General features: G+C 48.3%; 13 protein-coding genes. 9 read left to right on the forward strand and 4 right to left on the reverse strand.

Annotation, left to right across the window (positions count from 1 at the left end; genetic code table 11):
* Positions 1-15: 15 nt before the first annotated feature.
* A complete protein-coding gene (locus tag XI25_RS08865; RefSeq protein ID WP_046678242.1) occupies positions 16-477 on the reverse strand; it encodes a MarR family winged helix-turn-helix transcriptional regulator in 462 nt (153 codons plus the stop codon).
* Positions 478-776: 299 nt separating this feature from the next.
* Between XI25_RS08865 and XI25_RS08870 the strand changes: the two genes are divergently transcribed.
* A complete protein-coding gene (locus XI25_RS08870) occupies positions 777-1,442 on the forward strand; it encodes a M23 family metallopeptidase (protein WP_046678243.1) in 666 nt (221 codons plus the stop codon).
* Between the two features lie 93 nt (positions 1,443-1,535).
* On the opposite strand, the gene ucpA is transcribed toward XI25_RS08870, so the two are convergent.
* Entirely contained in the window at positions 1,536-2,327 is a 792-nt protein-coding gene (gene ucpA / locus XI25_RS08875; RefSeq protein WP_046678244.1) for an SDR family oxidoreductase UcpA, read from the reverse strand.
* A 543-nt stretch (positions 2,328-2,870) separates the two neighbouring features.
* Between ucpA and XI25_RS08880 the strand changes: the two genes are divergently transcribed.
* The 4 genes from XI25_RS08880 (at position 2,871) to XI25_RS08895 (ending at position 7,169) form a co-directional block, all read left to right on the forward strand.
* Complete coding sequence (locus tag XI25_RS08880; protein WP_046678427.1) at positions 2,871-3,728, forward strand: carbohydrate ABC transporter permease; 858 nt, start codon at positions 2,871-2,873, stop codon at positions 3,726-3,728.
* Positions 3,725-4,603 (forward strand): carbohydrate ABC transporter permease, encoded by an 879-nt coding sequence (locus XI25_RS08885; RefSeq protein WP_046678245.1) that lies wholly within the window; start codon positions 3,725-3,727, stop codon positions 4,601-4,603. Before XI25_RS08880 ends, XI25_RS08885 begins: the two co-directional genes overlap by 4 nt.
* 56 nt (positions 4,604-4,659) lie before the next feature.
* Positions 4,660-6,045: an ABC transporter substrate-binding protein gene (locus XI25_RS08890; RefSeq protein WP_046678246.1), complete on the forward strand. Its 1,386-nt coding sequence runs from the start codon at positions 4,660-4,662 to the stop codon at positions 6,043-6,045.
* A 128-nt stretch (positions 6,046-6,173) separates the two neighbouring features.
* Entirely contained in the window at positions 6,174-7,169 is a 996-nt protein-coding gene (locus XI25_RS08895) for a LacI family DNA-binding transcriptional regulator (protein WP_046678247.1), read from the forward strand.
* Positions 7,170-7,487: 318 nt separating this feature from the next.
* On the opposite strand, the gene XI25_RS08900 is transcribed toward XI25_RS08895, so the two are convergent.
* Entirely contained in the window at positions 7,488-8,708 is a 1,221-nt protein-coding gene (locus XI25_RS08900; RefSeq protein WP_046678248.1) for an MFS transporter, read from the reverse strand.
* A gap of 141 nt (positions 8,709-8,849) precedes the next feature.
* Here XI25_RS08900 and XI25_RS08905 point away from each other — a divergent pair, with 141 nt between their 5' ends.
* The gene (locus tag XI25_RS08905; RefSeq protein ID WP_046678249.1) at positions 8,850-9,605 is read left to right on the forward strand and encodes a MerR family transcriptional regulator; all 756 of its coding nucleotides are present in this window, start codon (positions 8,850-8,852) and stop codon (positions 9,603-9,605) included.
* A 103-nt stretch (positions 9,606-9,708) separates the two neighbouring features.
* On the opposite strand, the gene XI25_RS08910 is transcribed toward XI25_RS08905, so the two are convergent.
* Positions 9,709-10,056 (reverse strand): RidA family protein, encoded by a 348-nt coding sequence (locus tag XI25_RS08910; RefSeq protein ID WP_046678250.1) that lies wholly within the window; start codon positions 10,054-10,056, stop codon positions 9,709-9,711.
* 169 nt (positions 10,057-10,225) lie between these two features.
* Here XI25_RS08910 and XI25_RS32045 point away from each other — a divergent pair, with 169 nt between their 5' ends.
* The 3 genes from XI25_RS32045 (at position 10,226) to XI25_RS08925 (ending at position 12,329) form a co-directional block, all read left to right on the forward strand.
* Entirely contained in the window at positions 10,226-11,146 is a 921-nt protein-coding gene (locus XI25_RS32045; RefSeq protein WP_082112289.1) for an AraC family transcriptional regulator, read from the forward strand.
* Between the two features lie 71 nt (positions 11,147-11,217).
* A complete protein-coding gene (locus XI25_RS08920) occupies positions 11,218-11,808 on the forward strand; it encodes a YdeI/OmpD-associated family protein (protein ID WP_046678251.1) in 591 nt (196 codons plus the stop codon).
* Between the two features lie 194 nt (positions 11,809-12,002).
* Positions 12,003-12,329 carry a thioredoxin family protein gene (locus XI25_RS08925; protein WP_046678429.1) on the forward strand — a complete coding sequence of 109 codons (327 nt, stop codon included), beginning with the start codon at positions 12,003-12,005 and terminating at the stop codon, positions 12,327-12,329.
* Positions 12,330-12,692 lie beyond the last annotated feature (363 nt).

The following is a 12,692-nucleotide window of genomic DNA, read 5'->3' on the forward strand; positions in this document are numbered from 1 at the left end:
GTTGAATAAAAAAAATTAGGTTTCCTTCTCTTTCGACTGCTCCTCGGTTATGATTTTTTTCAACTTTAACGTAATCCTTCTCAAGTCCTTGATATCTTCCATTCCCAGCTTCGAATAGTATCGCTCTATGATGGACAATTCGACCTGGCGGTTCCGTTCCATGTATCGATGACCGTTTTCGTCCAATTCAATAACGATCTCTCGCCGATTGCTTGGATTGATCGACCGCTTGATATAACCGGCGTTTTCAAGTTTGCCGAGAAGTTGGCTCACGGCGCTCGGCGTAACGCCCAGCTTGTCGGCGATCTCGCTCGCGGTAAGCCGACCGGATTCATGGACGAGCCCCAACAGGATGAGCTGTTTATCGGTTATATTCTCATCCATTAAGGATTCGTACTCCAGAGTCAGCATCACATTGCATTCATACTCCGCTTTGTTGATTTCTTGGATGTATCGGATTAACAGATCTTCACTCATTTCAAACTCCTTAAATGTTAAGTTATCTACATTGTGATTTTACAAGGCTTCCGTTCAGTCGTCAACATTTTGTTTTCATGCCATAAGCTGGTCAACTTGGTTCCTCAAATCATATTTCATAGACTTTTATTCTATTTATATGAATCCATCTTTGATTCAAACGTTGTTCTGCCTGCCATGATATTCCGTTTATGAAGAATATTCTATTAAAAAATAGTTTGCCAATTAAAACATATATTTACAAATATGAAAAATATGATATTATAATAGTGTATTTACTATAAAAAGGAGATGATGGAATGATGAAAAGAAGATTGGTAACGTTGTTATCGGTGCTTGTTTTATGTTTTACCTCACTCTCCGCAGTTGCTTCCGCAAACAGTACTTACACCTGGCCCGTGCCTGATTCAAGCAGAGTTACACAGAAATTTAGCAGCTCGCACAAAGGAATCGATATCGGGGCCAAGACTGCCGGCGTAGCCGGCGATCGGATCGTTGCCTTCTATGATGGCACCGTGTCAAGATCGGGCTGGTCTACAAGCTATGGTTGGGTCGTTTATATTCATCATTCAATCAATGGTACAAACTATCAATCCAGATACGCTCATATGAATAAAGAGCCTTCCGTATCGCTCAATCAAAAGGTAACGAAGGGAACCACCGTCGGGTACATGGGGAATACCGGTGATTCCGACGGCGTCCATCTTCACTTTGAGACAAGAAAATGTTCGGGTGCCTGCCAAATCGACAACTCTTCCACTCCTGTCAATCCGATATCGAATTTCTTCCCTAGTTACGGCTTAACCGCGGATTCATTTACTACCGAAGAGACCGATTTGCTGCCTCTGCCGGATACTTCCGATAACTCCGTTGAAACCGCAAATGATGAAGTTTTCTACAGCATGGAGGAAATTCAGAACATGACGGTTGAGGAACGGATCGAGAAGGGCATTCCCACAGAATAATCCAAATGGCCGTACTCCATACCGGAGTACGGCTCTATCATTTTCAAGATAGAAAAGGGAGGCTTCCATTTCGACGGGAAGCCTCCCTTTATGTCATACGCCAACCGATACGGTTTCAGGCAGCGTGCTGCCTCCATCGATTACGATTTGCGTTCCGGTAATGTAACTGGATTCATCGGATGCCAAAAATGCGGCCAACTCTCCGACTTCTTCGATTTTTCCGAGACGGCCAAGCGGAACGCCTCCCGCAATGCCGTCAATGACCTGCTGCGGATTGGAAGGGTTGGACTCGCGGGCGATTTGCTCCGCCATTGGGGTTAAAATATAACCCGGCAGGATAGCGTTCACGGTGATATGATGTGGAGCAGTCTCCCGGGCGAGTGCCTTGGTAAAGCCCAAAATGGCGGCTTTGGTTGTGGCATAGGCGGTTTCCCCCTCGTCGGCAACCATCGTGCCCGTCACGGACGACAGGTTTACGATCCGGCCGTATTTTTTCTCTTTCATATAGGGAAGAACGGCTCTGGTTACGTTCCATACGCCTTCAATGTTAACTTTAAATTGAAAATCCCGGATCTCGTCGGTCATGTCAAGAAAATTAGCAAGGCGCACGACACCGGCATTATTTACGAGAGCATCGATTTTGGCAAACTTTCCGATCACGTCCTCAATCGCCTGACGGATGCTTTCGTGACGGGTCACATCCATTTGAACCGCGTGTACGTTCAGGCCGTCCTTTTTCATATGTTCCGCTGTTTCAAATACCTGGTCAGAAATATCAGCCAAGACCGTTACGGCTCCATGTTTAGCCAGGATTTTTGCGATGCCTTGTCCATTGCCCATGGCAGCTCCCGTAACAATCGCTACTTTTCCGTCCATTTTCCCCATTTGATATTCCTCCTTTTAGCATGTACCAATATTATATAAGTTAGGTAAAAATAATCAAATGAATAGTCCTGTCCGTAAACAATCAAATTGTCGCAATATACATTAATGCAAGATACGAGAGAAGGTTGCTTGTCGCTGAAACAACGAAAGAATTAGGAGGTTTACGTTTTTTCGCAACCTGGAAATTTCGACTCCCCGTTCCTATACTTCCTGAACGCATGATACATTATGTGACATATGACTTGTTTAGTTTTGCTCTTCGAGCCATAAATTTGAGTTATTATCGGTTTTTATGTCATTTTATATCACTGGTAGCGCTTTATTTTTTAAAAATAAGTGTTGATTATTTTGCTTCGTTCCTCTAAGATAATGTCATCGAAGTGATTCAAGAGTTAAAGCACTTTAACTTTCGTGAATTACAATCTATTAAAAATATTATTTTAATAGCTTTTTTCATGGATAAAAGTTAAAGCGCTTAAACTTTAAGAGAGAAAGGTTGGTGTGTCCGTGATCAATCGTGAGAGCCGGCGGCAGACGTTCTACATGTACCTGTTCATCTCTCCTTGGCTTATCGGATTCTTCATCTTTGCCCTGTACCCTATCTTGTCGTCGCTTTACTTCAGCTTTACGGATTATGACATTATCCACCCGCCCAAGTTTATCGGACTTGCCAACTACACCGAGATGTTCCACGATGAACTGTTTTGGAAATCGGTGACGGTCACACTGAGATATACACTCATTGGCGTACCTATCCAAATGGTGCTCGCACTCGGTTTTGCCCTGCTGCTTAACCAGACGATTCCACTCCGTGGTTTTTTCAGAACAGCGATGTATTTTCCTAGTATGGTATCCGGCGTGGCCATGTCCCTGCTATGGTATTGGATCTTCAATCCGCAGATCGGACTGTTCAATTACATCCTTTCCTGGTTCGGCATCCGTGGGCCGGCCTGGCTGATGAACCCGGATACCGCGCTCTACGCCCTGATTATCATGTCCTTCTGGACAGCCGGGTCAGGCATGATTCTGTTCCTTGCGGGTTTACAAGGGGTGCCTTCAAGTCTCATCGAAGCAGCGAAGCTTGACGGGGCGGGACGTTTCAGAATTTTTTGGAACATTACATTACCCATGATTTCTCCCGTACTGTTATTCCAGTTGATTATGGGCTTGATCGACTCCTTCCAGGTCTTTACCCAGGCTTTTGTTATGACCCAAGGCGGTCCGAATTACTCTACCTGGTTCTACGTCTATAATCTCTACACCAGCGCCTTCAAAGAATACCGCGCCGGTTACTCCTCGGCCTTGGCCTGGGTGCTGCTGATCGTCGTTATGCTGTGCACGGCACTTATTATGAAACTGTCCAATCGTTATGTTCACTACGAAGGAGGCATACGCAAATGAGCGCCGTTCCAGGCATCAGCCCCCGTACTTCGGGTTCAAGACCACGTCGGAAGGCAGACCCGGTTAAGATCGTTAGCTTTATCACTTTGGTAGTTACGACATTCCTGATGCTGCTGCCTTTGTTCTTCATGGTCTCCACCTCGCTGAAATCCAAGCGGGAAATGCTGAAGTTTCCTCCCACATTTTTGCCGGAAAGCTGGGAGTGGAGCAACTATACGGAGATTTTTGACACGCTGCAGTTTGGAACCTTGTATAAAAACAGTCTGATTATCGCCATTCTCACTGTCATCGGCACCCTGTTGTCCTCGGCGCTGGTCGCTTATGGATTCGCCAGATACAGAGGCAAAGGCAATCAACTTTGGTTCATGCTGCTGTTGAGCACAATGATGCTGCCGTATCCGGCGATCATGATTCCGCAGTTTATTCTCTTTTCCAAATTGAACTGGATTGACACCTTCCTACCGTTGATTGTGCCTGCGTTCTTCGGCTCTGCCTACAATATCTTTCTGCTCCGTCAATTCTTCACCACGCTGCCCGAAGAAATGTTTGATGCGGGCCGCATTGACGGCTGCGGCGAGCTGCGGATGTGGCGCAAGATTGCTCTCCCTCTCTCTGCGCCTGCGCTGGCTACAGTTGCTATTTTCGCTTTCATTTATAGTTGGAATGACCTGCTTACCCCGGTGCTCTATTTAAGTTCATCGGATAAATTTACGCTTCCGCTCGGAATGTCTTCCCTCACCTCATCGCGGTTCCGTATTCCGCCGTGGCATCTTCTGATGGTAGCCTCCGTGCTGGCAATGCTTCCAATCGTTGCTTTGTTCGCTGTAGCCCAGAAACAGTTTGTGGAAGGAATTGTACTCACAGGCATCAAGTAATAACCCGCCGGCATGCCGGTGGACGAATAAACTTGAAACATGGAGGGGTTTAGCTAATGAAAAAGAACAGGAAAACGTTTATGACTCTGCTCGCGACAACGATGCTCGTTGTTCTGGCATTGTCAGGCTGCAGCGGCGGCAAATCGGCGGGAGATGTCGTACCCGGCTCAAACAACGGTTCTGCGAATTCCGGCGGCAAAGATGACCAAGTGACGATCACGCATTACACCATCGATTCGGAAGACCGGACTTTTGTTGAGAAATTGGTCCCGGACTTTGAAAAAAAGCACCCGAACATCAAAGTTAAAATCGAGAAGGCGCCTTATGAACAGTTTGACAGCAAGCTGCAGACGCTCATTGCCGGGGGCAAATCGCCGGATGTAACCAGCCACTACGGTTATGGCGGGTTTGCGGAATATTACAACAAAGGCATGCTGTTGGATATGACCGACATGATCAAGGAAGACGGATTCAAAGCGGAAGATTACAAAATTCCAGAGAACCTGATGAAGATCTACAACGTCAAGGATCGCACTTACGGCATTCCGGTGAACATGTACGTCACCATCATGCTTTATAACAAAGACATGTTTGATGCAGCGAAACTTCCTTACCCGCCAAGCGATTACGAAGACAAGAGCTGGACGTTCGACAAAATGGTCGAAGAAGCCAAAAAATTGACTGTGGCTACGGACGATATTGCCAAAGCACAATACGGCGTGGACTTCACTTGGTCGGAACGGGATATGCGGCCGCTATATTTTGGTGCTGAGCCCTATTCCAAGGATACTTGGACCAACGGCGGCATTCCTTCGTCGACACATTTTGACTCTCCCGAAGTGATTGCGGCTTATGACAAACTGTTTGGCCTAATCTTTAAAGAAAAGGTGTCTCCAACAACCGAATGGAGCAAGAGCGTAGCCGGCCAGAACGGTGACCCGTTCGTAGCAGGCAAAATCGGCATGTCCATCAGCGGATCATGGAGCCTTGCAGGCGCCAATGACTTCCCGTTCAAAGTTGGCGTTGCCGCTGTCCCGGCGGGCGGTAATGATAAGGTGCGCAGTACGCTGTACGTTGACCCGCTGCTGATCCTGAAAGATTCGAAGCATCCGAAGGAAGCCTTTGAATGGATTAAATTCCTCGTGACAGCCGAAGTTCAGGAGAAATCTATTGAGTTGAGCGGCGGTAACCCGCCAGTCAACACGGATGCTGCGGAAGCCTACTATAAACATTTTGACGGCATCGACCCGGCGGATGTGAAAAAGGTCTACGAGGGCGCTGTCAAATACGGCTTTGAATCCTACAACCACTTGATCACCCACTACTCGCAAATTAATGACATGTTCATTAATGAAATGCAGCCGATCGAGACAGGACATAAGACCGTGGCAGAGGTTATGCCGACGATTCAGAAGAAAATCACTGAAATCATCAAACGTTAATCCATGGCATGCCGTCCGTACAGGGCGGTATGCCTGCTTTAAATCTTATGTTTAGCGGACAGTTTGCCAACCCTGTATACTAAAGATGGATAACAGGTTCGGAAAATCTGCCGCAAGGAGTACTGGATATGAAAGTGAGTATTTTTGATGTAGCCAAAAAATCAGGGCTGTCTGTCGTAACGGTATCGCGGGTGATAAACGGGGCCGGTTCGGTACGGGAGAAAAACCGCCAAAAGGTGCTGGACGCCATCAAGGAGCTGGATTACCGCCCTAATGCGGCTGCACGCAGCCTGGCAAGCGGAAAGACCGGCATCATCGGGCTTGTTGTAACGACCCTTCAGGACTCCTTTTTTGACGCCGTTGTCAAAGAGCTGAATGAAGTGCTTGCACTGCACGGATATTTTCTGGCCATAGCCATATCGACAGGCATCGAATCCGATGAGAACCACTATTTGATTCAGGAGGACCGGGTAGACGGCTTGATTCTGCTCTCTCCGATGGAAGAAGACAATTATATTGTGCAATTAAAGCGGCGGGGCATACCTTATGCACTGATCGATAACCAGAAGCCGGAAAACGATAACTTCTCCATCACGATTGACAACTTTAAGGGCGGCTACGCAGCCGCCAGCCATCTTCTGGAACTCGGACATACCTCGATCGCCCATCTGTGCGGTCATGAAATGTTCCGCAGTACGCGGGAGCGACGCAACGGATTCGAACAGGCGCTTCGGGAAAAAGGACTCGCCCCGTTCGAAATCGTGCAAGGGGATTTTGAAATTGATTTCGGCTACAACGCCTGCAGACGTTGGCTGAGCGATGGAAATCTGCCCACCGCCGTTTTCGCCGGTGATGACAACATCGCCCTCGGCGTTATTAACGCCCTCAGGGAAGAGGGGATTCGTGTTCCGGATCAGGTAGCCGTCGTCGGTTATGATGATCACTACATTGCTTCACAGCTTCGTCCGCATCTGACGACCTTACGCCAGCCAGCGGACAAGATTGCACTGGCGGCAGCGGATATGCTGCTCAGGCGCATCTCCGGAAAGATGAAACGCGGATCCAGCATACGGATTGACCCGGAGCTTATTGTTCGTGAATCCACGGTGGCAGCTTCCAAATAGGCCCCATTTGACGCCGATGTCGTGCACAAACTTGGCATGGAAAAGGATAAGTTCGATCTGGTTCTCGCAGGAAGCCTGATCTATAAAACAAACAACAAGACAAAGAGTGTACAACAAAGACACCTCTTCAAGGTGTCTTTGTTGATTCAGCTCATTCTATTTCTACGTTACACTTGCCTGAAGGCTGCGACCCAAGCGGGTACGTTACGGGCATTTGCCGGTTCTTTAATGCGTTCGACAACTTGCTCGTCGGTCCGGACCGGCGGATTCTTCGTGACCGTCAGCTCATAGCGTGGTAGGAGCCGTCCTAAACTTAACTTATATTTTGCTGATGATCTTTTTTTCTCCAAGAAGCGGAATGATCATAAGCAGTCCGATCAAAAAACATAATCCTGCCATTGCATAAACGAAGGTGAGGGAGAAGAGGTTCTTCAGAACGCCGGATAAACTCATCATGATCAGCATGGAGCCGGTCATCAGCGGCGTGCGAATACCGGTGACCCGGCCGATATACGCTTGTTCGGTCTGCTGCATGACCAAGGTATGGTTGCCGATAAAAATAGCCGGCTGAAATAAAGCGATCAAAAATTGCGAAATCATCGTGAGCCATAACGCTGTCGACAATCCCGATATAATGATACCAACCCCGTTGACGGCCAAGCCGGTCATTAATAATCTTCCGGGCGTGATTTTGGAGGCCAGCATAAATGTGACAACTCCGCCAATCATCTCCCCCAAGCCGTACGGAATGGTGATCCACTGCAAAATATCCGCCGTCAGGCCGAGCCGTTCCGTAACGAGGAAAATGCCAAGAGGCGAGATCAACCCCACTCCTAATCCCACGAACATAAAACACAGGCTTAACCACATAAGACTCCTGCTCCGCAGGACGTACCGGATACCGTCTGCCATCTCCCGAAGCAGAGTGGGCTCAGTTCCGGACTTGTTTGAAGAGGAAATTGGATCAGGGGGCACGAACAGCATGGCAAGAGCGGATATCAAAAAAAATAAGCTCGTTGCCAACATCGCCTGCTCGATTCCCAGCTGTTGAAACATATACGTCCCCAGCACAGGCCCCAATATCATAAAGACGGAAAATAATGTCTGCAGCATCGACATGGCGATAGGCGCTTCTTCGTCGCGTACATGGAATTTAAACAGCTTCATGCCGGACGGTTGGGCAAATTGCGATAGAATGGAAGAACACAAGGTTGCCAGAAAGACAGCCTCCCATGATCCGGTTTTCAGCACAAGAAAGACGATAAACACGGAAAGGGCGCTTAAGCATTCGCACCAGACAATGATTCGCTTAGGGCGCCAACGGTCGGCAAAAACCCCGGCTATGAACGAAAACGCAAAAATAGGTCCGTACTCGGCCACGGAAATCAGGGACACGGCGAATGCATTTCCTTTTGTCATTTCCATAACGTACAGCAGAACAGCGAAATTACGGACCCAAATCCCGGCCTGGGAGAACCAATTGGAAACCAGGATCGCCCGCTCAAAACGATTTCGAAGCAGTTGAATGGAACTGGGCATCATCTTTCCCTCCTTATGTTTCGGACCTCATCTTAGGCCCTCCCGCAAGGTAAGGGTCAAACGTTTTTTCGGAAATTAATTTTCGCTTGACCCTCCCCTTGGGTAAGTGATTACACTCAAGTACAGAAAGGAGTGGAACGCGTGCCGTATACGGTAAAAGAAATATCGAAGCTGTCGGGCGTGACCGTGAAGACGCTGCATCATTATCATAAAATCGGCCTCCTTTTGCCGTACGAGGTCAGTGAAGCCGGGTATCGGCTCTACGGAACGAAAGAGCTGGAGCGACTGCAGGAAATTTTATTTTATCGGGAACTGGATTTTCCTTTGAAGAGAGTTCAGCAGCTGCTTGATGGGGAACCCGAACGGCTGGCGATTCTTTCCGGGCAGGAAAAGCTTCTTCTGCTTCGCCAGCAGCGGCTGGAACGAATCATTCAAACTTTGCGGCAATCCATATCCAGGTTGGAGAGAGGGGAAACGATGGAGAGTCAGGACATGTTCAAGGGTTTTGAGAGCGAGGAAGAATGGAGAAACGCACTGGAGGAACAAAATCAACACCTGAAGGAGTCGTACGGTTTTGACATGCTGGATTCGGCTCCTATCGAAGTGCAGGAGTTGAATGAACAAGCCGCGGAAGCCGCGGAGTTCATGAAGGGCATGGCCCAGGCTTTGAAAACGGGGATAAAGCATAATGACCGGGAGGTCCATGCTCGGATCGGCAGCCATCTGGACTTTATGAATAAACAGGGGCTTACGCTTTCCGCGGATGATTTTGCGGCGCAAACGCGGTTTTTCCTCGGCGATGATTTTCATCTTCGCATGTTAGAGGATCAGCAGACCGGTTTGGCCTATTACCTTGCGGCAGCGGCGGAGTCCTATGCTGAAAATCATGAGTTATAGGCGCGGGATAGGTTTAAATGTACCCAGCATAAAAAGGATAGAACGGCGGGATCGTTTCCGCTGCTCTATCCTTTGTTTTGTTAAGCTTGGGGCACGAATTGCATTATGGCTTTGGCCGGTAGGCAATGCCGTCGATCATCAGGAGGCAGTCGGAATCGATAAATTCGGTGGTCGTGGTCATTCGGGCGGGAAAAGAATCTTCGGGAAAGTAATCGAAAAAGACCTTCTCCATCTCAGGCAAATCCCCGATAGACTTAAGGTGCACATGCACCTTTACGATGTCTTCCAACGAAGCGTCGCATTTCTGAAGCGTGTCCTTCAATCCGGAAAAAACGCTGTGTATTTGCTCCGTAAACGTTTCCCCAAACCCGCGCTGCAGACCGAGAAAAATGTAGTCGCCCGCGATTACGGCTTGGGAGTAACTGAAGGGAGTGGGAATTCTGTTCACCATTTTACGTGAACCTCCTTATGTATAATATACGTACTATGATATAACAGAACAAATGTTCCTGTATGTAAAATATTTCTCATATGATAGCCGGCGATGTTCCATAAACTCCCTTTATGGAAGTATAATGTAAACATCATTTTCTACAAACCATTAAAGGGACGAATCGTTGATGAATCATGACTATGCGGAAAGAATCAAGGCCGTGATGGAGTATATTGAGGAAAACAGCTCAGGCAGCCTTAGCCTCGATAAGCTGGCGGATTGCTGCAATTTTTCAAAGTATCATTTCAGCCGAATATTTTCTTCCCTTGTAGGGGAATCTCCGATGGCTTATGTCAACCAGGTTCGGTTGCGCAAATCCTTATCTTTGCTGAAGGAAACCGACAGGACCATTCTGGATATTTCGCAGCTGTGCGGTTTTGAATCGGCTTCCGCCTTTAACTCGGCCTTTAAAAAGCTCTATAACAAGACTCCCAGCGAGATTCGAAAGAGCGAAAGCCAAAATAGCAATATTTTCGGGATGCTCAGCAAAAAGCAAGAAGAGTTATTCCAGCCTCCGAATTACGATAAAGAAGGACACACCAATACGTTTTTTAGGAGGATATGGGATATGAATGTAACGATCAAGGAGCTTCCCGTTTATGAGGTTGCGTATGTGCGGCATGTCGGAAGTTATTTGGACACGCATCTGGCGTGGAACGCCTTGGGAAGTTGGGCGGCCGAGCAGGGCTTGTCACCCATGAATCAATATTTTATCGGGATTTCCCTGGATGACCCGGGCTCGGTTCCGGAGCCGGAGTGCCGTTATGATGCTTGTGTTACGCTCCCGACAGGGTTTCCAAAGACGGGCCACCCCGAAGAAATTCAGTTCAAGGAGTTGGCGGGAGGAGAGTGCGCCTTGTATCCGTTCTATGACACGATCGACAAATTAGCCATTGCCTACCAAAGCTTGTTCGGCCAATGGCTGCCGGGCAGCGGGTATGATGCCGACGACCGGCCGTGCCTTGAATTCTGCATGAACAACCCTGCGGAAGACAAGGAAGGCAAAGCCAAAGTGGATCTGTACATCCCGATCAGAAAGAGAGCTTAATCGCGGGAGGAACCCCTGAAAAGGGACCATGAAAAAACGGGGAAGAGCGTGGAAAAAGGAGGCGCTGCAGCATGAGTAATGCCGCGGGAGGAGCAGAGTGGCCGCTTCTACTGTGCGAGAATCAGCAGGATTGGGAAGCTTGGCTGGATCAGAACCATGATCAATCCACGGGGATTCGGTTGCAAATAGCCAAGAAGAATTCCGGTCTAATTTCCGTCAGTTATGTCGAAGCGCTGGACAGCGCCCTCTGTTACGGATGGATTGACAGCCGCAAAGAAGCTTTGGATGAAAAAAGCTGGGTCCAGCGATTCGGGCCTCGCCGAAAAAACAGCATCTGGTCCCAGGTGAATCGGGAGAAGGTACAGCGGTTGACCGAGGAGGGGAGGATGAAGCCCCCTGGACTTCTGGCCGTCGAAACGGCAAAGAACAACGGACGCTGGGAAGCCGCTTACGAACCGCAAAGCCGAACCGCCTTGCCGGAGGAACTGGAGGCTGGCTTTGCAGAGCATCCGCGGGCCAAAGAATTCTACGAGACCTTGAATCGCCAAAACCAATATGCGATCTCGTTCCGGATACAAAATGCGAAAAAGGCCGAGACCCGCAAGAGAAAGGCGGAGGAATTTATCCGCATGCTGGAAAACGGGGAAAAGATATATCCCTGACGGGAACAGGTGAATCCGTATCCGTCTTTGGTTCATGAACATGCACTAGGCGAGTACCCTTTGCAAACCGGGGCTTAAACGGCTACAATAACAGTTGATCGGTTTGGAGTGTGATTTATATCATTGCATCACTTCGAACTCGACTGCTATGGAAGCCGCCAAGAGACATCTGGACAAGGGGGAAACGAATGAACATGGAACGCATACAAACCGTGAAACAATACGAGGATTTGATCAACCGCGACGGACTGACCGTCATTAAATACGACGCCACTTGGTGTCCGGACTGCAAGACGCTGGACAAATTCCTGCCCGATATTATGGCAAAGCATCCGGATAAAGAATTTTACGCCCTGGATGTCGAGCAACTCGAAGAGATCTCAAGCAAAAATGAAGTGCGCGGGATCCCAAGCCTGTTGGTATACCGGAACGGCGAGAAGCTCGCCCACCTTCACAGCAAGTTCGCCAAAACGCCGGCCCAGATTTCCGAGTACCTGGAGACGCTGGAATCGAAGAAATAAAGGCATCCCGGGCAGATGCCCGATTGGATAGTAGACAAGAAAGCACCGCTCTTCCTGAAGCGCAAGGTTACGGGGAGACGGTGCTTTTGCTTTAATTCACTCACTGGCAGCGTTGCGGCCAAAATTATCTTTAAGTTGCAACTCCACCCGTAGACCGATGGTTTTCCACAATCGAACAAAGGAAGCTTTTATGTAAAGGACGACGAACTAATGTAAAATTCAGGTACTAATACATGAAAGCTTTTGTTATACTGGGTATTGTAACCGTCTTTACCTCACTCTTGATGTTTGGAGGCTCAGCCTGAATGCATTGCATCGCATTTATTCGTTTAAGACAAATGTAAGGTACAGAACTTTTATCCC

The sequence above is a fragment of the Paenibacillus sp. DMB20 genome, assembly GCF_000987955.1.
In the GTDB taxonomy this organism is placed as follows: Bacteria; Bacillota; Bacilli; order Paenibacillales; family Paenibacillaceae; genus Paenibacillus_AQ.